Source organism: Nocardioides sp. LML1-1-1.1 (assembly GCF_040676175.1).
In the GTDB taxonomy this organism is placed as follows: domain Bacteria; phylum Actinomycetota; class Actinomycetes; order Propionibacteriales; family Nocardioidaceae; genus Nocardioides.
Window position 1 is genome coordinate 37,423 of record NZ_JBEGHK010000007.1, and the last position, 17,917, is coordinate 55,339.

Annotated in this window: 20 protein-coding genes and 1 pseudogene; 8 read left to right on the forward strand and 13 right to left on the reverse strand. The window is 72.9% G+C overall.

What is annotated here, in order from left to right:
• Positions 1 to 2: 2 nt before the first annotated feature.
• The 3 genes from MRBLML1_RS21215 to MRBLML1_RS21225 are packed head-to-tail and all read left to right on the forward strand — an operon-like array spanning position 3 to position 2,775.
• The gene (locus MRBLML1_RS21215) at positions 3 to 965 is read left to right on the forward strand and encodes a metal ABC transporter substrate-binding protein (RefSeq protein WP_364519822.1); all 963 of its coding nucleotides are present in this window, start codon (positions 3 to 5) and stop codon (positions 963 to 965) included.
• Entirely contained in the window at positions 962 to 1,774 is an 813-nt protein-coding gene (locus MRBLML1_RS21220; protein WP_364519824.1) for a metal ABC transporter ATP-binding protein, read from the forward strand. The genes MRBLML1_RS21215 and MRBLML1_RS21220 overlap by 4 nt, the downstream gene beginning before the upstream one ends.
• A complete protein-coding gene (locus MRBLML1_RS21225; RefSeq protein WP_364519826.1) occupies positions 1,771 to 2,775 on the forward strand; it encodes a metal ABC transporter permease in 1,005 nt (334 codons plus the stop codon). Before MRBLML1_RS21220 ends, MRBLML1_RS21225 begins: the two co-directional genes overlap by 4 nt.
• Positions 2,776 to 2,974: 199 nt before the next feature.
• On the opposite strand, the gene MRBLML1_RS21230 is transcribed toward MRBLML1_RS21225, so the two are convergent.
• From MRBLML1_RS21230 to leuA, 6 genes are all read right to left on the reverse strand, one after another.
• The gene (locus MRBLML1_RS21230; protein WP_364519828.1) at positions 2,975 to 3,793 is read right to left on the reverse strand and encodes an isoprenyl transferase; all 819 of its coding nucleotides are present in this window, start codon (positions 3,791 to 3,793) and stop codon (positions 2,975 to 2,977) included.
• A 13-nt stretch (positions 3,794 to 3,806) separates the two neighbouring features.
• Positions 3,807 to 4,559 carry a DNA repair protein RecO gene (gene recO, locus MRBLML1_RS21235; protein ID WP_364519830.1) on the reverse strand — a complete coding sequence of 251 codons (753 nt, stop codon included), beginning with the start codon at positions 4,557 to 4,559 and terminating at the stop codon, positions 3,807 to 3,809.
• Between the two features lie 72 nt (positions 4,560 to 4,631).
• Positions 4,632 to 5,201 (reverse strand): hypothetical protein, encoded by a 570-nt coding sequence (locus MRBLML1_RS21240; protein WP_364519832.1) that lies wholly within the window; start codon positions 5,199 to 5,201, stop codon positions 4,632 to 4,634.
• A 57-nt stretch (positions 5,202 to 5,258) separates the two neighbouring features.
• A complete protein-coding gene (locus tag MRBLML1_RS21245) occupies positions 5,259 to 5,870 on the reverse strand; it encodes a hypothetical protein (RefSeq protein WP_364519834.1) in 612 nt (203 codons plus the stop codon).
• Positions 5,871 to 5,921: 51 nt separating this feature from the next.
• A complete protein-coding gene (locus MRBLML1_RS21250) occupies positions 5,922 to 6,794 on the reverse strand; it encodes an alpha/beta fold hydrolase (RefSeq protein ID WP_364519836.1) in 873 nt (290 codons plus the stop codon).
• Positions 6,795 to 6,796: 2 nt separating this feature from the next.
• Positions 6,797 to 8,542 (reverse strand): 2-isopropylmalate synthase, encoded by a 1,746-nt coding sequence (gene leuA, locus MRBLML1_RS21255; protein ID WP_364519838.1) that lies wholly within the window; start codon positions 8,540 to 8,542, stop codon positions 6,797 to 6,799.
• Between the two features lie 201 nt (positions 8,543 to 8,743).
• On the opposite strand from leuA, the gene MRBLML1_RS21260 reads away from it, so the two are divergent.
• Genes MRBLML1_RS21260 through MRBLML1_RS21275 form a run of 4 tightly spaced genes read left to right on the forward strand, consistent with a single transcriptional unit; the run spans position 8,744 to position 13,169 of the window.
• Entirely contained in the window at positions 8,744 to 10,945 is a 2,202-nt protein-coding gene (locus MRBLML1_RS21260; protein ID WP_364519840.1) for a catalase, read from the forward strand.
• A 22-nt stretch (positions 10,946 to 10,967) separates the two neighbouring features.
• Positions 10,968 to 11,465 (forward strand): flavodoxin family protein, encoded by a 498-nt coding sequence (locus MRBLML1_RS21265; protein WP_364519842.1) that lies wholly within the window; start codon positions 10,968 to 10,970, stop codon positions 11,463 to 11,465.
• Positions 11,466 to 11,500: 35 nt separating this feature from the next.
• On the forward strand, positions 11,501 to 12,307 hold the full coding sequence (locus MRBLML1_RS21270; protein ID WP_364519844.1) for a septum formation family protein: 807 nt from the start codon (positions 11,501 to 11,503) through the stop codon (positions 12,305 to 12,307).
• A 10-nt stretch (positions 12,308 to 12,317) separates the two neighbouring features.
• On the forward strand, positions 12,318 to 13,169 hold the full coding sequence (locus tag MRBLML1_RS21275; protein WP_364519846.1) for a septum formation family protein: 852 nt from the start codon (positions 12,318 to 12,320) through the stop codon (positions 13,167 to 13,169).
• Between the two features lie 126 nt (positions 13,170 to 13,295).
• Here MRBLML1_RS21275 and era read toward each other — a convergent pair whose 3' ends face one another.
• The 3 genes from era to MRBLML1_RS21290 are packed head-to-tail and all read right to left on the reverse strand — an operon-like array spanning position 13,296 to position 15,536.
• Complete coding sequence (era, locus tag MRBLML1_RS21280) at positions 13,296 to 14,321, reverse strand: GTPase Era (RefSeq protein ID WP_414691294.1); 1,026 nt, start codon at positions 14,319 to 14,321, stop codon at positions 13,296 to 13,298.
• Positions 14,318 to 15,091 carry a siderophore-interacting protein gene (locus MRBLML1_RS21285; protein WP_364519848.1) on the reverse strand — a complete coding sequence of 258 codons (774 nt, stop codon included), beginning with the start codon at positions 15,089 to 15,091 and terminating at the stop codon, positions 14,318 to 14,320. Before MRBLML1_RS21285 ends, era begins: the two co-directional genes overlap by 4 nt.
• Before the next feature lie 16 nt (positions 15,092 to 15,107).
• Entirely contained in the window at positions 15,108 to 15,536 is a 429-nt protein-coding gene (locus tag MRBLML1_RS21290) for a DUF6916 family protein (protein ID WP_364519850.1), read from the reverse strand.
• 44 nt (positions 15,537 to 15,580) lie between these two features.
• Here MRBLML1_RS21290 and MRBLML1_RS23270 point away from each other — a divergent pair, with 44 nt between their 5' ends.
• Positions 15,581 to 15,868 (forward strand): DUF6916 family protein, encoded by a 288-nt coding sequence (locus MRBLML1_RS23270; RefSeq protein WP_414691299.1) that lies wholly within the window; start codon positions 15,581 to 15,583, stop codon positions 15,866 to 15,868.
• A 42-nt stretch (positions 15,869 to 15,910) separates the two neighbouring features.
• On the opposite strand, the pseudogene MRBLML1_RS23275 reads toward MRBLML1_RS23270, so the two are convergent.
• The 4 genes and pseudogenes from MRBLML1_RS23275 to MRBLML1_RS21310 all read right to left on the reverse strand — a co-directional run.
• Positions 15,911 to 16,357: pseudogene (locus MRBLML1_RS23275) on the reverse strand (GNAT family N-acetyltransferase); the annotation flags it as partial.
• A 2-nt stretch (positions 16,358 to 16,359) separates the two neighbouring features.
• Positions 16,360 to 16,881, reverse strand: a complete 522-nt coding sequence (locus tag MRBLML1_RS21300; protein ID WP_364519854.1) for a phage tail protein — start codon at positions 16,879 to 16,881, stop codon at positions 16,360 to 16,362.
• Between the two features lie 11 nt (positions 16,882 to 16,892).
• Positions 16,893 to 17,399: a phage tail protein gene (locus tag MRBLML1_RS21305; RefSeq protein ID WP_364519856.1), complete on the reverse strand. Its 507-nt coding sequence runs from the start codon at positions 17,397 to 17,399 to the stop codon at positions 16,893 to 16,895.
• A 14-nt stretch (positions 17,400 to 17,413) separates the two neighbouring features.
• On the reverse strand, positions 17,414 to 17,914 hold the full coding sequence (locus MRBLML1_RS21310; protein WP_364519858.1) for a phage tail protein: 501 nt from the start codon (positions 17,912 to 17,914) through the stop codon (positions 17,414 to 17,416).
• Between the last annotated feature and the right edge of the window lie 3 nt (positions 17,915 to 17,917).

The following is a 17,917-nucleotide window of genomic DNA, read 5'->3' on the forward strand; positions in this document are numbered from 1 at the left end:
TCATGCGCTCGTTCTCCGGTCTCGCCGCCCTGTCCGCCCTCGCCGTGCTCGCCTCCGGGTGCTCGGCGTTCAGCGAGGACAGCGGCTCGGCGAGCGGCGGCAGCGGCGACCTCACCGTGGCCGCCGCCTTCTACCCGCTGGCCTGGCTGACCGAGCAGGTCGCCGAGGGCACCGGCACCGAGGTCGAGCTGCTCACCCAGCCCGGCACCGAGCCGCACGACCTCGAGCTGGACGTGAAGAAGACCGCCGAGATCGCCTCGGCCGACCTCGTCCTCTACCAGGCCGGCTTCCAGCCCGCCGTCGACGACGCCGTCGCGCAGAACGCCCAGGGCGACACCCTCGACGTCGCCGCCCTCGCCAGCCTGCGCCCGGTGGACGAGTCCGCCGAGGAGCACGAGGAGCACGGCGAGCACGGCGAGGGGGAGGGCCACGACGAGCACGACCACGGCAGCCTCGACCCGCACTTCTGGCAGGACCCGCTGCGCGTGGCCACCGTCGCCGACGCCGTCGCCAAGGAGCTGGCCGGCCTCGACGAGGACCACGCCGACGACTACGAGAAGAACGCCGCGGCGCTGCGCACGCGGCTGGAGTCGCTCGACGCGTCGTACACCGCTGGCCTGCGCGACTGCGCGCGTGACACGATCGTGGTCTCGCACGACGCCTTCGGCTACCTCGAGAAGTACGGCCTCCACCTCGCCTCGATCGTCGGGCTCTCCCCCGACGCCGAGCCGACGGCGGCCGCGCTCGGCAAGCTGCAGGACCTGATCAAGGAGGAGGGCATCACCACGGTGTTCAGCGAGCCGCTCAAGCCCGCCCTCGGCAAGGGGATCGCCTCCGACCTCGGCCTGACCAACGGCGTCCTCGACCCGATCGAGGGACTCTCCGACGCGTCCTCCGGCGAGGACTACCTGTCGTTGATGCAGGCCAACCTGAAGGCGCTGCAGACCGCCAACGGGTGCCGATGACAGCGGCCGTCTCCCTCACCGGCGGGACCGTCGCCCTCGGCGGCCGGCCGGTCCTGCGCGGTATCGACCTCGCCGTCGAGCCCGGCGAGTTCGTCGCGCTCATGGGCGCCAACGGCTCCGGCAAGTCCACCCTGGTGCGCACCCTGGTCGGGCTGCGCCCGCTGGTCGCGGGCGAGGTGCGCCTGTTCGGCACCCCCCTCGACGACTTCGGCCAGTGGTCCCGGGTCGGCTTCGTGCCGCAGCGCGCGACGGCCGCGGCCGGCGTACCGGCGTCGGTGTGGGAGGTCGTCGCCGCCGGCCGGCTGACCCGGCGCCGCCTGCTCCGCCCGCTCTCGCGCGCCGACCGGGCCGCGATCGAGGACGCGCTGGAGGTCGTCGGCCTCGCCGACCGGCGCCGCGACGCCGTCACCAACCTGTCCGGCGGCCAGCAGCAGCGCGTCCTCATCGCGCGCGCCCTGGCCGGTGAGCCCGAGCTGTTCTTCCTCGACGAGCCCACCGCGGGCGTCGACCTGCCCAACCAGCACGTCCTCGCCGACACCCTCGCCCGGCTCAAGGAGCGCGGCGCGACCATCGTCCTGGTCGCCCACGAGCTCGGGCCGCTGGAGCGCCTCGTCGACCGAGCGGTCGTGATGCGCGACGGCCGGGTCGTCTACGACGGCCCGCCGCTGCGCGACCACGAGGTGCACCAGCCCTGGCTCGGCGAGCCGCACACGCACCACCACCACCACGCGCCGCGGCCGGCTGACCACGTCCCCGGCGTCGCGTCTCCGGTCGACCGGAGCGTCGACCACCGCGGAGGCGAGCGATGAGCCCGATCGAGCTGTTCTCGCTGCCGTTCATGCAGCGCGCGCTCATCGCCGCGCTGCTCACCGGCCTCGCCGCGCCCGCGATCGGCACCTTCCTCGTCCAGCGCCGCCTGGCCCTGATGGGCGACGGCATCGGTCACGTCGCCGTCACCGGCATCGCGCTCGGCCTGCTCACCGGCGCCTCCCCCGTGTGGACGGCGGTCCTGGTCGCCGTGCTCGGCGCGCTGCTCATCGAGCTGATCCGCGAGCGCGGCCAGACCAACGGCGACGTCGCCCTCGCGCTGCTCTTCTACGGCGGCCTCGCCGGTGGCATCTTCCTCAGCGGCCTCGGCGGCCAGAGCGCCGCCTCGCTCAACACCTACCTCTTCGGCTCGCTCACCACGATGTCCGTCTCCGACGTGATCGCCACGATGGTGCTCGCCACGGCCGTCATCGCGCTGTGCCTCGGCCTGGCCCCCCAGCTCTTCGCCGTCGCCCAGGACCAGGAGTTCGCCCGGGTCGCGGGACTGCGGGTGCGCGCCTACAACGTGCTCGTCGCGGTGCTCGCCGCCGTCTCGGTCACGGTCGCGATGCGCACGGTCGGGCTGCTCCTCGTCTCCGCGCTGATGGTCGTCCCGGTCGCCACCTCCCAGCAGCTCACCCGCTCCTTCCGGGCCACCATCGCCGCCGCCATGGCGCTGGGCGTGCTCGCCTCGGTCGGCGGGCTCGTGGTGGCCACCTTCGCGTCGTACAAGGCGACGGTGGCGCCGGGTCCGACCATCGTCCTGCTCGCCCTGGCCTGCTACGCCGTGGCCTGGCCGATCGGCATCTGGACCCGCCACCGGGCGCGCCTGCGCGAGCCCTTCCCCACCGGGGAGCCGGACGCGCACGAGGCCTGCGCGGAGCACCCGCACGACCACGGACCGGGGTGCGGTCACCTCGCCGTACCGCACGACGACCACGTGGACTACGTCCACGACGGGCACCGCCACGCCGCCCACGGCTCGCACTACGACGAGCACTGAGCTGATGGCGCGAGCGCGTCGCTCGTGCCTCGCGCCGCGCTGCCGCGCTCGCTGTTGGCTTGCGTAGCAGGCGGGTCCGCCTGGCGGCAGGCCGGACGGCGCCGGGGACGGCCCCCCTCCGCCTCCGGTCGCTCGTGCCTCGCTCCCTCCGGCTCCGGGCCGGGGCCGTTCCCGGCCTGCCGTCAGCGCACGGTCGGGCTCAGACCTGGTTGGGGACCGCTCCGCCGTAGCGCCGGTCCCGGCGCGCGTACTCGTCGATCGCCTGCCACAGGTGCCGCCGGTCCACGTCGGGCCAGAGCACGTCGGTGAAGACGAGCTCGGAGTACGCCGCCTGGTAGAGCATGAAGTTCGACAGGCGCTGCTCCCCCGAGGTCCGCCAGATCAGGTCGGCGTCGGGGAGCTCGGGGACGTAGAGGTAGCGGCCCAGGGTGCGCTCGTCGACCCGGTCCGGGTTGACCCGGCCGGCGGCCACGTCGCGGGCCAGGGCCCGGGCGGCGTCGCCGAGCTCGGAGCGGCCGCCGTAGTTGACGCACATGGTGAGGGTCAGCACGTCGTTGTGCTGGGTCAGCTCCTCGGTCGTGCGCAGCTCGTCGATCACCGACTTCCACAGCTTGGGCGCCCGCCCGGCCCACCGCACCCGGATGCCGCGCTCGTGCATCTCCTCCCGGCGGCGTCGTACGACGTCGCGGTTGAAGCCCATCAGGAACTTCACCTCGTCGGGGCTGCGCGACCAGTTCTCGGTGGAGAAGGCGTACGCCGAGACCGCCTTCACGCCGATCTCGATCGCGCCCTCGACGACGTCGAAGAGGCTGGATTCGCCCTCCTCGTGCCCGCGGGTGCGGGGCAGGCCGCGCTCCTTGGCCCAGCGGCCGTTGCCGTCCATCACGATCGCGACGTGGTGCGGCACCAGCTCCGGCGGCAGCGCCGGGGGACGGGCGCCCGAGGGGTGCGGGGTCGGCGGCAGCGGGGTGGCGCGGCGCGCGGCCTCGGCACGGGTACGACGGGAGGAGCGGCTCACGGTGCCGATTGTGTCAGCGCTCGACGTACGCCAGCGAGCGGAGGCCCCGCTCCAGCTGCCACTGCACGAACGCCGCGACCAGGCCGTTGGCCTCCTTGACGTGCCGCGGCTCGGCGGCCTCGATGACCGGCCAGTCGCCGGCCAGCAGGGCACCGAGCAGGGTCAGCGTCTCCCGCGCGGGTGTGGCCGAGCCGGGGATCCGGCAGGTCGAGCACAGCACGCCACCCATCGACGGGTTGAACCACCGGTGGCTGCCCAGCTCACCGGTCGCGGTCACCGGCGGGCGCCCGCAGTGCGCGCAGTCGACGAACGCCGGGGCGTAGCCGGCGATGGCGAGCGCGCGGAGCAGGTAGGAGTCGAGGACGTGGCCGGGGCGGCGCTCCCCCGCGGCCATCGCGTTCAGCCCACCGAGCAGCAGCGCGAACTGCTGACGGGCCGGCTCCCGCTCCTCCACGACGAGCCGCTCGGCGGTCTCCAGCATCGCGGTGCCGGCGGTGTAGCGGTCGTAGTCGAAGCCGATCGGGGCGGCGTAGGACCCCCGGGTCTCGGCCTGGGTGACCGTGTCGAGGTTGCGCCCGTGCGCGAGCTGCAGGTCCACGTGGGTGAACGGCTCGAGCCGCGACCCCCACCGCGAGGTCGTGCGACGCACGCCCTTGGCCACCGCCCGGATCCGGCCGTTCTCGCGGGTCAGCAGCGTGATGATCCGGTCGGCCTCACCCAGCTTGTGGGTGCGCAGCACGATCGCCTCGTCACGGTAGAGAACCACCTGCCCATTGTGCCGCCCGGGCGGTGGGAGATCCGGGAGCCACCCCGGTGGCAGGGGTGGCTCCCGGCCGGCTCAGCCTCGCCGGATCGGCGGGGAGAGGCGGAGGTCCTCGCCGAGCGCGCGGCGCAGGGCGTCGTCGCCGTGGACCACGCTCTCGCCCTCGAAGAGCGCGACTCCGGCCCCGACCCGGACCGTGCGCGGCTTGCCGAGGCAGGAGCGCGGGACGGTGAGCACGAGGGCGGTGCGGTCGAAGCGGGCGGACTTGCCGGCGCAGCGGACCACCTTGCCGCCATTGGTCTTGGTGAGCACGAAACCGCGGGTGCCGCCGATCTTGACCTGGGTCAGGTCGAAGGAGGTGCTGGGCGTGCGGACGACGGCGAAGGCGCTCCAGTCCCCGCGCGGCAGGGCGCGCATCCGGAGCCGGACGACGAGCGTGGTGCGGGTGTGGCTGACGGTGGTGCGCACCACGTCGCCCTGGGCCCGGCTCGGGGCGTAGCTGACCGAGTTGTCCTCGTGGATGGTGACCACGTCGCCGACCGGGTCGGCGAGGGACCAGCTCTGGGCCGACGCGACGCCGGCGGAGGAGACGAGGAGGGCGGTGGCCAGGCCGAGGGTCGCGCCGAGGCGACGGATGCTCTTCATGGGCCGCACCTTAACCGATCTCAGCAGGCGAGTTGACATGAGTTGTCAGATCGGAGATCAGCCGCGACGCAGCACCGGGGAGAGCTGCAGGTGCGCGATGTCGGCGTAGGCGCCCCGGCGGTTGGCGTCGTCGACGTAGGCCAGCCGGACGCCGGGCGCGACGGCGGCGACGCCGGCCCCGACCCGGACCACGCGCGGCTTGCCGAGGCAGGCGCGCGAGACGGTGAGGATCAGCGCGCGCCCGTCGAGCCGCGACGACTTTGCCTTGCAGGACAGCTCGCGGCCGTTGCCGTGGGTCTTGGTGAGCGACGTCCAGCTGTGGCGGTCGAAGCGCATGTGGAACAGGTCGTACGACGTGCTGGGCGTGCGGATCGTGGTCATGCCCATCCAGTCCCCCGTCGGGACGGCGCGCATCGTGATCCGGATGACGACCTTGGTGCGGGTGTGGCTGACCGAGGTGCGCACCACGTCACCGCGCACGCGGCCGGGCTCGGCGATCCGGCCCTCGGGCCGCACGACGGCCAGCAGCGAGTTGTCGCCGGTCACCCGCAGCACGTCGCCGCTCGCGTCACCGCCCGACCAGCTCTGCGCGGAGGCGAGGCCGGCGGTGCCGAGCAGCAGGGACGGGACGAGTCCGAGGGTCGCCACGAGGCGACGGAGCGTGGTCATGGCGCGGACCCTACGCCAGGACGGGCCGGCGCGCTGCCAGGAGTTGTCAGATCAGGAACTACGGGTACGACGCGCCCGGAGCGAGCCGCGCGAGCACTCGCGGGCGAACCGGGCCACCACCAGGTCCAGGCGCTCGGGCCGGCGCCGCCACTCCAGCGGCATCTCGGCCCGCTCCAGCACCGCGCCCGGGATCTCGCGGGCGAGCTGCTCGGCGTCGCCGGCCGGGTGGAACGGGTCGCGCGGGCGCGAGAGCACCAGCGTGCGCGCGGTGATCGCCTCCCGCTCCGCCGGCGTCGGAGCGAGCCGGCCGAAGAGCACGCCGTGGATCACCGCCGCGACGGTCCCGGGGCGCTGGTCGAGCGTCTCGCGGGCCAGCCGCAGCCAGGCGGGCAGCAGCCGGGAGGGCACCGGCCGGCTGGCCAGGCGCAGCAGGCTGAGCGGGAGCGGGGCGAAGCGGGCGGCGTACATGGCCGGGCCGAGGACGGCCAGCTGCGCGGTCAGCGCGTTGTCGAGCACCGGCCCGTCGAGCAGCAGCCCCGCGACCCGCTCGGGCGCGCGGACGGCCACCTCCAGCGCGACGTTGGCGCCCAGCGAGCTGCCCCCGACGACCGCACGGGCGGCGCCGACGGCGTCGAGCAGCGCGACGACCTGCTCGGCGAAGGCGGTGATCGAGTACGACAGCGGGTCGGCCGGGCGGTCCGAGCCGCCGTGGCCGAGCGGGTCGAGCACGAGCACGTGCAGGCCCGCCGCGGCGAGCGTGCGCGCCGCGTGGTCGTGCACGCTGCGCGGCACCAGCAGCGGCGGCAGCAGGACGACCCAGGCCTCCCCGGCGCCGTACTCGGTGAACTCGAGGCGGTCGCGGCCGCGCCGGCCCTCGACGAGGACCTGCCCGACCTGCTCGGAGGCCAGCGCGGCGCGACCCATGCTCAGCGGCCCGTCGAGGGGATCGTGATCGCCTGCGCCCGGTTGGCCGCACACACCACCGCACGCAGCGAGGCCGTGACGATGTTGTGGTGGATGCCGATGCCCCACACGATCTCGCCGGCGATCTCCGCCTCGACGTACGCCGCCGCGAGGGCGTCGCCGCCCGAGGACAGCGCGTGCTCGGCGTAGTCGAGCACCCGGATGTCGGCACCCGCCTGGCGCATCCCGTCGACGAAGGCCGCCACCGGGCCGTTGCCCATGCCGGTGAAGGTCTGCTCCTCACCACGCACGCGCAGGTTGACCTCCTGGCGGTCGTCGCCGTCCTGGTCGGTGGTAGAGGAGAACGCGACGAGCGAGTAGGGCTCCTCGCGGTCGAGGTACTCCTTGCGGAAGATGTCCCAGATCGCCTCCGGCGTCACCTCGCCGCCCTGGGCGTCGGTGTGCTGCTGGATGACCCGGCTGAACTCGATCTGCGCCCGGCGCGGCAGGTCGAGGCTGTGCTCGGCCTTGAGCACGTAGGCCACGCCGCCCTTGCCGGACTGGCTGTTGACCCGGATGACGGCCTCGTAGGTGCGGCCCACGTCCTTGGGGTCGATGGGCAGGTACGGCGCCTCCCAGGCCACCTCGTTGACCGGCTTGCCCTGCTCGGCGGCGATCCGGTCGAGGTCCTCCAGGCCCTTCTTGATCGCGTCCTGGTGGGAGCCCGAGAACGCCGTGTAGACCAGGTCGCCGGCCCACGGGTGGCGCGGGTGGACGGGCAGCTGGGTGCAGTACTCCACCGTGCGGCGGATCTCGTCGATCTCGGAGAAATCGACCTGCGGGTCGATGCCCTGGCTGAACAGGTTCATCCCGAGGGTGACCAGGTCGACGTTGCCGGTGCGCTCGCCGTGGCCGAACAGGCAGCCCTCGACCCGGTCGGCGCCGGCCATCAGGGCCAGCTCGGTGGCCGCGACCGCCGTGCCGCGGTCGTTGTGCGGGTGCAGGCTGATCACCGAGTGCGCCCGGCGGGAGAGGTGGCGGCCGAAGTACTCGATCTGGTCGGCGTAGGTGTTCGGGGTGGACATCTCCACCGTGGCGGGCAGGTTGAGGATGATCTCCCGGCCCTCCTCCGGCTGCCACACGTCGGAGACCCGCTCGCACACCTCGAGCGCGAAGTCGGTGGGCGTCTGGGTGAAGATCTCGGGGCTGTACTGGTAGCCGAAGTCGGTGCCGGCGAGCAGCTGCTCGGCGTACTTCATCACCCACTCGGTGCCGCGGGTCGCGATCGCGATGCACTCGGCCTCGGTCACGTTGAAGACGACCCGCTGGAACAGCGGCGCGGTCGCGTTGTAGAGGTGCACGGTCGCCTTGTCGGCGCCCTGCAGCGACTCCACGGTGCGGGCGATGAGGTCCTCGCGGGCCTGCGTCAGCACGGAGACCCGTACGTCGTCGGGGATCCGGTCCTCGGTGACGAGCTGGCGCACGAAGTCGAAGTCGGTCTGGCTCGCGGCCGGGAAGCCGATCTCGATCTCCTTGTAGCCCATCTTCACCAGGAGCTCGAACATCTTCATCTTGCGCGAGGGGCTCATCGGGTCGATGAGCGCCTGGTTGCCGTCGCGCAGGTCGGTGGAGAGCCACCGCGGGGCGCGGGTGATCTTCTGGTCGGGCCAGGTCCGGTCCGGCACCGTGACGGGCTCGAAGGCGGTGTAGCGGTGGAAGGGCATCCCGCTGGGCTTCTGCTGCGGGACGGTGACGCGCTGGTGGGTCATGACTACCTCGGCTGGTTCAGGAATGAGACGGAGCGCCGGGCGCGCAACTTCCTCCGCAGCGAGGGGGTCCGGCTGGTCAGACCTCGCTGCGGCCGCTAAGAAGCAGGGCTCGCATCATGACGAGATCACTCTAACAGGACCCGGACTCCACCGCCGGGCCACGGGTACCGGCCGGTGACCCCCACCTCGAGGAGATCCTCCATGAGCACGATCCCCGGCGTACCCGCCGCGCAGGCCCCCGACCTCGCCGAGCCGACCGAGCCGGTCGAGCCGCTGCCGCCCAAGCCCGACCAGGGCGCACCCGCGGCGCGTACGGCGACAGGTGCCGACACCGGCGCCGAACCCTCGGCGCGCGCCCAGCAGGGGCGCTGGCTGACGACCTCGACCGGCACCCGGCTGCGCGACACCGACCACTCGCTCAAGGCCGGCGAGCGCGGCCCGACCCTGCTGCAGGACCACCACCTGCGCGAGAAGATCACCCACTTCGACCACGAGCGGATCCCCGAGCGCGTGGTGCACGCGCGCGGCAGCGGGGCGCACGGCTACTTCGAGGGCTACGGCACCGCCTCGACCGTGTCGTACGCCGGCCTGTTCGCCGAGGGCAAGCGGACACCGGTGTTCGTGCGCTTCTCGACCGTGCTCGGCAGCCGCGGCTCGGCCGACACCGTGCGCGACACCCGCGGCTTCGCCACGAAGTTCTACACCGACGAGGGCGTGTGGGACCTGGTCGGCAACAACATCCCGGTCTTCTTCATCCAGGACGGCATCAAGTTCCCCGACATCGTGCACGCCGGCAAGCCGCACCCGGACCGCGAGATCCCGCAGGCGCAGAGCGCGCACGACACCTTCTGGGACTTCGTCTCACTGCACACCGAGGCCCAGCACCACACGCTGTGGAACATGTCCGACCGCGGCATCCCGCGCTCCTACCGGATGATGGAGGGCTTCGGGGTGCACACCTTCCGGCTCACCAACGCCGAGGGCGAGACCTCGCTGGTGAAGTTCCACTGGAAGCCCAAGCTCGGTGTCCACTCCCTCACCTGGGAGGAGGCCCAGCTGATCGGCGGCCTCGACCCCGACTTCCACCGCCGTGACCTCGCGGACGCGATCGAGGCGGGCGCCCGCCCCGAGTGGGAGCTCGGCATCCAGGTCTTCGAGGACACCGAGGAGCAGGTGTTCCAGGGCATCGACCTGCTCGACCCGACCAAGATCGTGCCGGAGGAGCTGGCACCGGTGCAGCCGATCGGCCGGATGGTCCTCGACCGCAACCCCACCAACTTCTTCGCCGAGACCGAGCAGGTCGCCTTCCACGTCGGTCACCTCGTGCCCGGGATCGACGTCACCGACGACCCGCTGCTCCAGACCCGGCTGTTCTCGTACGTCGACACGCAGCTCAGCCGTCTCGGCGGCCCGAACTTCAACCAGCTCCCGGTCAACCGCACGCACGCACCGGTCAACGACATGCTCCGCGACGGCTTCCACCAGCACGCGGTCCATGCCGGGGTGGCGCCGTACCACCCGAACTCGCTCGACGGCGGCTGTCCCTTCATGGCTGGCGGGGACCTCGGCGACGAGCAGGCCCGGGCCTTCGTGGAGGTGGCCCGCGCGGTCGAGGGGGCGAAGGTGCGCGCCAACCCCGCGAGCTTCGAGGACCACTTCAGCCAGGCCCGGCTGTTCTGGGCGAGCATGAGCCCGGTCGAGCAGGAGCACATCATCCGGGCCTACGCCTTCGAGCTGGGCAAGTGCTACGAGCAGACGATCAAGGAGCGCCAGCTGCTCGCGCTCGCGAACATCGACGAGCGGCTGTGCGGCGAGGTCGCCACCGCCCTGGGCCTGCCCGCCCCGGACCCGACCGAGGAGGCCGGCGAGGTGGTGCCGAGCCCGGTGCTCTCCCAGCTCGCCGGCGGTCCGTGGCCCGGCGACGGCCGCGTGGTCGGCATCGTCGTGGACCCGGCCGGCGACCTGCCCGACGTCGAGGCGGTGCGTGCCGCGATCGACGAGGCCGGCATGGTGCCGCTCCTCGTCGCGCCGCACGGCGGCAAGGTCGGCGACCTGGACGTGCAGCGCACCTTCGCGACGGTCCGCTCGGTCGAGCTCGACGTCGTGCTGCTCGCCGGCAGCCCGCCGCCCGCACCGGACGCCCTGCCGGCCCGCGACGCCAAGGCCGGTGCCGCCGGCACGTCGAGCCTCGACCCGCGGGTGGTTCTGCTGCTCGAGGAGGCCTACCGCCACGCCAAGGTGGTCGGCGCGTGGGGCGCCGGGATCGACGCGCTCACCGCGGTGGGGCTCACCGACGACGTACCCGGGGTGGTGACGGGGAGCGAAGGTCCCGCCGTGCTCGCCCAGGTGCAGGACCTGATGGGCACGCACCGGGTGTGGGAGCGGTTCCCCGCCGCGGTCTGACGGTCCGGTCTAGCCTGGAGCGATGGCCCGCCTGCTCGTCGTCCACCACTCCCCCAGCGGCTCGTTGAAGGCGCTGCTGGAGCAGGTGGTCGCGGGCGCGAACGACCCGGACGTGCAGGCGGCCGGGACGGTCGAGGTGGTCGTGCGTCCGGCGCTGGAGGCGAGCGCCGACGACGTGCTCGCGGCCGACGGATACCTGCTCGGCACCAGCGCCAACTTCGGCTACATGAGCGGCGCGCTCAAGCACTTCTTCGACTCCACCTTCCTCGCCGTCGGCGGTGCGCTCGACCCCTCGGGCGCACCGGCCGGCGGCGCCGGCGCGACCGCCGGGCGCCCGTACGGCCTCTGGTTGCACGGGCGCTACGACCTCACCGGTGCGCAGCGCTCGGTGCAGTCGATCGTCGGCGCGCTCGGCTGGAAGCAGGGGTACGACGTGCTCGGCGTCCTCGGCGAGGTGGACGACGCCTCGCGGTCCGCCGCCTATGAGCTGGGCGCTACGATCGCGGCACTGCTGACGTGAGCAGACCCGGGGGCGGGACGAGAGGGGAGGCGACGATGAGGCTGCGCCATGCCGTCGCCGTCGTCTGCCTCGGTCTCCTCGGTGCCGCGCTGAGCGGCTGCGGCTCGGAGGACCAGGGCGGCAACACCGACCCCGACCTGGTCGACGCGACCACCCTGCCGACGACCGGCGTGTGCCGTGACCTGTCCCCCGACGACGTCGCCAAGCCCGCCAACGCCACGGCGACCATCGACTGCACCAGCCGGCACACCGCCGAGACGTACGCCGTCGGCGAGCTCCCCGCCGACTACGACGACGCCGACTACGACGACACCGACCTCGGCACCTACGCCTACCGCACCTGCTCGACGAAGTTCGCCGAGTTCGTCGGCGCCGACGAGAGCCTGGTGCTGCGCACCACGGTGAGCTGGGCCTGGTTCCGGCCCTCGGAGAAGGCGTGGTCCAAGGGCGCGCGGTGGTACCGCTGCGACGTGATCGGCGGCAACTCCGCCAGCCCGGCGTACCGGGCCCTGCCGACGACCGCGCGCGGCATGCTGTCCGGCCGCCCCGACAACAGCTGGCTGGCCTGCGCCACCGGGCCCTCCGTCGCCCAGGGCGAGAAGGTGCCCTGCTCGCAGAAGCACGAGTGGCGGGCGGTGACCACGGTCAAGCTCGGCCAGCCCGACGACGCCTACCCCGGCGATCGGGTGATGGAGAGCCGCACCCGCTCCTTCTGCGCCGCATCGGTGAAGGCCTGGCTGAACTACCCGGCGGAGTTCGAGTACGGATTCACCTTCTTCCACCAGGCGGAGTGGAAGGCCGGCATCCGGCGCTCGGTGTGCTGGGCCAAGACGACGAAGTAGAGAAGCCGAGATGCGCTCCACCCCCCACCTGACGACCCCGACGGCCCTGCGCCGCGGGCTGCTCGCCGTGCTCACCCTCGGCCTCGCCACCACGCTCGTCGCGTGCAGCGGCGAGGAGCCGGAGAAGAAGGACACCAAGCCGAGCGCCACCCAGACCCCGGCCCCGATGCCGCCGGCCGCACCGAAGGTCGGCGCCTGCTACCAGCTCCCCTACGAGACCGCGGTCGCCCCCACCTCGGAGAGCAAGCCGGTGGCCTGCGGCGCGGCGCACACCAGCGAGACCGTCGCCGTGGGCCGGATCGACGCCCTCGTCGACGGCCACCTGCTCGCGGTCGACTCCGACCGGGTGCAGCAGCAGGTCGCCACGGCGTGCCCGAAGGCCCTCACGTCGTACGTCGGCGGGAGCGTGAAGAGCCTGCGCCTGTCGATGATCCGCCCGGTCTGGTTCACCCCCACCGTCGAGGACTCCGACGCGGGTGCCGACTGGTACCGCTGCGACGCCGTCGTCCTCGCCGGCACCTCGAACCTGGCCGAGCTCAAGGCCGGCCTGCGCGGCGTGCTCGGCAAGCCCGCGACCCGCGACCGCTACGCCATGTGCGGCACCGCCGCCCCCGACGACAAGAAGTTCGAGCGGGTGCTCTGCTCGGCCAAGCACTCCTGGCGCGCGATCGACGTCGTGGTCTTCCCCGAGGGCGCCTACCCGGGCGAGAAGAAGGTCCGTGCCGCCGGGCGGACCCAGTGCGAGGACGCCGGTGCCGACGTCGCCGAGGACCCGCTCACCTTCGAGTGGGGCTACGAGTGGCCCACCAAGGAGCAGTGGGGCATGGGACAGGCGTTCGGCCGCTGCTGGGCTCCCGACTAGGCGCGAGCGCGTCGCTCGGGCCTCGCGCCGCGCTGCCGCGCCGCAGCTGGCTGGCGTAGGTCCTGCCTCCGCCTGGCGGCAAGCCCGCCGGCACGCGGAGCATCGCCTCCCTGCGCCTCCGGTCGGCTAGAAGCCGAGCTTGCGGAGCTGGCGCGGGTCGCGCTGCCAGTCCTTGGCGATCTTGACGTGCAGGTCGAGGTAGACCGGCACGCCGAGCAGGGCCTCGATCTGCTGCCGGGCCGCCGTGCCGACCGTGCGCAGCCGGGCGCCCTTCTTGCCGATCATGATGCCCTTCTGCGAGTCGCGCTCGACGTACAGGTTGGCGTGGATGTCGAGCAGCGGCTTGTCCTCCGGACGGTCCTCGCGCAGGCCCATCTCCTCCACGACCACGGCGATCGAGTGCGGCAGCTCGTCGCGGACGCCGTCGAGCGCGGCCTCGCGGATCAGCTCGGCGGCGAGGACCTCCTCCGGGGCGTCGGTGAGGTCGCCGTCGGGGTAGAGCGGCGGTCCCTCGGGCATCAGCGCGACCAGCAGGTCGCCGAGCAGCGGGATCTGGTCGCCGCCGACCGAGGACACCGGCACGATCTCGGCCCACTCGGTGCCGGTCTCGCGGCCCAGCTCGGCGATGTCGAGCAGGTGCTCGCCGATCCGTTCGGGGCTGGCGAGGTCGGTCTTGGTGGCGATCGCGATCTTCGTCGTCCGCCGGACCTTGGCCAGCTCGGTGACCAGGAACCGGTCGCCGGGGCCGATCTTCTCGTCGGCCGGGAAGCACACGGCGACCACGTCGACCTCGGCCCAGGTGGTCTTGACGAGGTCGTTGAGGCGCTCGCCGAGCAGGGTGCGGGGGCGGTGCAGGCCCGGGGTGTCGACGAGGACGAGCTGGCCGTCGGGGCGGTGCACGATGCCGCGCACCACGGTGCGGGTGGTCTGCGGCTTGTCGGAGGTGATGACGATCTTCTGCCCGACGAGGGCGTTGGTCAGCGTGGACTTGCCGACGTTGGGGCGGCCCACGAAGCAGGCGAAGCCGCTGCGGTAGCCCTCCGGCACGTCGCCCCCGGAGAACACCGGCGCCGCCGGCGGGGGCAGCGCCCCGAAGTCCTCGTCGAATTCGTCGTCCAGGTCGTCGTCGAAGTCGTCGTCGTGCTCGCTCACCGGTCGGCCTCCTGTGCGGCGTCGTAGTCGGCCCAGATCTCCTCGTCGGACTTGCCCGCGGCCTTGCCCGCGCGCCAGATCGGGCCCGGGTCCACGGCGCGGGGCTGGCGCTGGGCGACCGAGCGCCAGTAGCCCATCACGTCGTAGTGGGTGCTCGGGAGCTTGCGCTCGCGCATGAGGTGCTTGCGGATCGCCCGCATCTGCGCGGACTCCCCCGCCATCCAGAAGTAGCCCGGGCCCTCGGGGAACTCCAGCGTCTCGACCACCTCGGCGAGCCGGCTCGCGCCGTCGGTGGGCAGCCAGGTGACCTCGACCCCGTCGGGGAAGTAGCCCTCGACGCGGGAGTCGGTGGGCACCTCGGCCACGATCCGGGTCGGCGTCGCGGCGCCGCGCTCGACGGCGATCCGGGCCATCGCGGGCAGCGCGGTCAGGTCGCCGACGAGCAGCAGCCAGCCCGCGTCGACCGGCGGCAGGAAGGAGCCCTTGGCCTCGGTCAACGTCACCTGCTGGCCGACCGGGTCCCCGGAGGCCCACTCGGTGACGAGCCCGACCGGGTGCACGACCACGTCGAGCACCATCGTCGAGCCGGCGAGGGAGCGCACGGTGTAGTAGCGGCTCTGGAACTGCCCGGGCACCACCAGGCCCACCCACTCGTCGGCGATGCCCGTCGAGACGAAGCCCGGTACGTCGAGGGTGAGCCGCACCAGGTGAGGCGTCACCTGCTCCCGCGCGACGACGTCGGCGGTGTGCTGCTGGGCCCGGGTGCTCACCCGCCAAGGCTAGTGCTTAGCGGTTGTTGACCACCGCTCGGTAGGTCCGCCGGTCGGCGCCGGTGGGCACGAGGAACAGCGACGTCGCGGCGAAGCCCTTCCGGCTCAGCGTGTAGGTGCCCTGCACCGGACCCTTGCGGGCGGCGCGGAAGGTCAGCTCGAAGCTGCGCAGCGAGCCGCGGCTCACGCCGCTGATGTCGCTGACCTTGACCAGCTTCATGGTCAGCCGCACCCCGGTGCCGGTCACCCAGAAGGCCGATCCGCGGCGCTTGAGGAACCGGCCGCGGCGGTAGAGCGCGTGCCCGGAGGTGAAGCGCCGCGTCACCGGCCCGGCGCCACCCACGGGCGTGGCCTGCGCGGGCTCGGCGACCGCGCCGGCGACGACGGTCGCGGCGAGGCCGGTCGCGCTCGCACCGATCACGGTGCGGCGGGTGAGGTCGGACATCAGCTCCTCCTGCTCGGGGCGTCGTGCCCCGCTACGGTGGGCGGGTGGAGTGGCTCACCCATGACGACTTCGCCGGGCTCGTCGGCGACCGGTTCGACGTCGGCCTGCCCGGCAGCGAGCGGGTCGCGCTGACCCTCGACGAGGCGACGCTCGGTGCCGAGCCCGGTGCCCCCGCGCCCGACGGGCGCGTCCGACAGCAGTTCGCGCTGGTCTTCAGCGGTCCCGAGGGACTGGCCCAGGGGACCTGGCAGGTGCGCCACGACGAGATCGGCGAGACCGCGCTCTTCCTGGTCCCGGTCGGCCCCGGGCGCTACGAGGCCGCCTTCGCCTGACGCCGTCCAGCGCATCAGCAGGTAGACGCCGCGGTCCTCGACCGGCCGGAACCCGAGCCGCGCGTAGAGCCGTCGCGCCGGGTTGTGCACCTCGACGTGGATGCTCGCCGTGCGCCCGGTCGCGCTCGCCTCGGCGAGCACCCGGGTGAGCAGCGCACCCCCGATCCCCCGCCCGCGGTACGGCGGCAGCAGGGCCAGGTCGACGACACGGATGTCGTCGACCCGCCGGTCGAGGGTGATCCGCCCCGCGAACCGGCCCTCCACCTCGACGACGTCGAAGGTGGCGTCCGGGTTCGCGGCACGGTAGTGGCGGTCCTGGGCGTCGTGCTGCATCCGGACGAACGCCTCGCGCTGGCCCGGCGGCCAGGCGACCTGGTCGAGCTCGGCGGCCCGCCCGGCGGCGTACAGGTCGACGAGGTCCTCCAGGTCACCGGCCACGACGGGACGCAGCTCGACCCGGTCGAGGACGGAGGCGGTCGGGGAACCCACGGTCAGTGCCGCGCTGGGAACACGCCCTGCAGGGCGATGCAGAAGTTGAGGGTCAGGTAGGGCTGCATGTTGTTGTGCGGCAGGCTCCCGCCGGCCGGCGCGAGCGCCGTGGGCGCCAGCTCGGTGTCGGCCGCGGCCTGGTAGAGCGTCCCGCCCGTCGAGGGCGCGAAGGTCGCGCTCGTGCCGGGGGTGCTGGTGTCGGCGGGGTCGATCGTGTTCGCCCGCAGCGCGTGGGTGTGGGCCGGCATCTCCGACTCCAGCAGCGTGACGGTCTGCGACCCGCCCTGCTCACCGAGGTAGTGCTGGCTCAGCCCCGGCCCCTGCCCGGGGTGCATCGGGGCGCTGCCCTGGAGGCTCGGCAGCGCGAAGGTGGACTTGCCGTCGCCGCCGTAGGTCGTGCCGAGCAGGGAGAAGAGCGCGGTGTTCTGCGAGATGGGCATCAGCTGGCCGTCGCAGAAGGCCCAGCCCCGGGGTGGGAAATTGAAGCCGAAGATCCGGATCTCGGCGACGAACGGGTCTGCCATGGGGCTCGTTCCTAGCTCGGGGAGGGGTAGATGCCGTACATCGAGATGATGAAGCTGATGCACAGGTAGGGCTGGAAGTTGGTGTGCGGCTGGCTGCCCCCGGCCGGGGTGACGGCCGCGGGGTCGAAGGCCCCCGTCGTGGCGTCGTTGAGGTAGGGCACGACGTTGAAGGAGATCGCCGGCAGGTTGCCCGCCGGGCTCACCTGGTTGCCCGGCAGCCCGCTGACCGCGCGCAGCGGGTGGGAGTGCACGGGGATCTGCGCGCTGGTGAGCGTCACCTCCTCGACCCCGCCGGTCTCGGCGAGGATGAAGCCGCCCCCCTGGTGGATCGGCACGCGCCCGCGGAGGTCCGGCAGCGCGAAGGTGGACTCGCCGTCGCCGCCGTAGGTCGTGCCGATGAGGTTGAAGAGGGTCTCGTACTCGCTGATCGCGATCAGCTGACCCTCGCAGAACTCCCAGCCCTGGGGCGGGAAATTGCCGCCGAACATGCGGATCTCGCCCACGTACGGTTGCGCCATCGTCGCTGTGCTCCTCAGTCCCGGCTCGGGAAGATGCCTTCGAGGGCGATGCAGAAGCTGATCGTCACGAAGGGCTGCATGTTCTGGTGGGCCTGGCTGCCGCCGACGTTCGCGACCGTCTCGCCGCTGAGGGTCGTCGACGCACCGGCGTCGCGGTAGACGTTGTTGCCGCCGCCGAGGTACTTGCCCGCGGGCGCCGCCGTGCCACCCGTCGCCGCGCTCGAGGCCCGGACCCGGTGGAGGTGCTGCGGCATCTCGTTGATCGTCAGGGTGTGTGCCTGCTCGCCGGCCCGCTCGCCCTGGGTGTGCCCCTGCCCGACGTGGATCGGGACCCGGCCACGCAGGTCGGGCAGGGCGAAGTTCGTCGTCCCGTTGCCGCCGTACATGGTGCCGAGGAGCGAGAACAACGCCTGGTTGGTGTTGATCGGCAGGAGCTGGCCGTTGCACAGTGCCCAGCCGCGCGGCGGGAAGACGAACGACATCAGGCGGATCTCGCCGAGGAAGGGTTCAGCCACAGG

What these genes read in the sequence shown, in the direction of transcription:
- MRBLML1_RS21220 (WP_364519824.1), top strand. Translation starts at nt 962, where the DNA reads ATGACAGCGGCCGTCTCCCTCACCGGCGGGACCGTCGCCCTCGGCGGC.
- MRBLML1_RS21275 (WP_364519846.1), top strand. Translation starts at nt 12,318, where the DNA reads ATGCGCTCCACCCCCCACCTGACGACCCCGACGGCCCTGCGCCGCGGG.
- leuA (WP_364519838.1), bottom strand. Translation starts at nt 8,542, where the DNA reads ATGACCCACCAGCGCGTCACCGTCCCGCAGCAGAAGCCCAGCGGGATG.
- MRBLML1_RS21290 (WP_364519850.1), bottom strand. Translation starts at nt 15,536, where the DNA reads ATGTCCGACCTCACCCGCCGCACCGTGATCGGTGCGAGCGCGACCGGC.
- MRBLML1_RS21265 (WP_364519842.1), top strand. Translation starts at nt 10,968, where the DNA reads ATGGCCCGCCTGCTCGTCGTCCACCACTCCCCCAGCGGCTCGTTGAAG.
- MRBLML1_RS21215 (WP_364519822.1), top strand. Translation starts at nt 3, where the DNA reads ATGCGCTCGTTCTCCGGTCTCGCCGCCCTGTCCGCCCTCGCCGTGCTC.
- MRBLML1_RS21245 (WP_364519834.1), bottom strand. Translation starts at nt 5,870, where the DNA reads ATGACCACGCTCCGTCGCCTCGTGGCGACCCTCGGACTCGTCCCGTCC.
- MRBLML1_RS21260 (WP_364519840.1), top strand. Translation starts at nt 8,744, where the DNA reads ATGAGCACGATCCCCGGCGTACCCGCCGCGCAGGCCCCCGACCTCGCC.
- MRBLML1_RS21270 (WP_364519844.1), top strand. Translation starts at nt 11,501, where the DNA reads ATGAGGCTGCGCCATGCCGTCGCCGTCGTCTGCCTCGGTCTCCTCGGT.
- MRBLML1_RS21300 (WP_364519854.1), bottom strand. Translation starts at nt 16,881, where the DNA reads ATGGCAGACCCGTTCGTCGCCGAGATCCGGATCTTCGGCTTCAATTTC.
- MRBLML1_RS21225 (WP_364519826.1), top strand. Translation starts at nt 1,771, where the DNA reads ATGAGCCCGATCGAGCTGTTCTCGCTGCCGTTCATGCAGCGCGCGCTC.
- MRBLML1_RS21305 (WP_364519856.1), bottom strand. Translation starts at nt 17,399, where the DNA reads ATGGCGCAACCGTACGTGGGCGAGATCCGCATGTTCGGCGGCAATTTC.
- MRBLML1_RS21250 (WP_364519836.1), bottom strand. Translation starts at nt 6,794, where the DNA reads ATGGGTCGCGCCGCGCTGGCCTCCGAGCAGGTCGGGCAGGTCCTCGTC.
- MRBLML1_RS21240 (WP_364519832.1), bottom strand. Translation starts at nt 5,201, where the DNA reads ATGAAGAGCATCCGTCGCCTCGGCGCGACCCTCGGCCTGGCCACCGCC.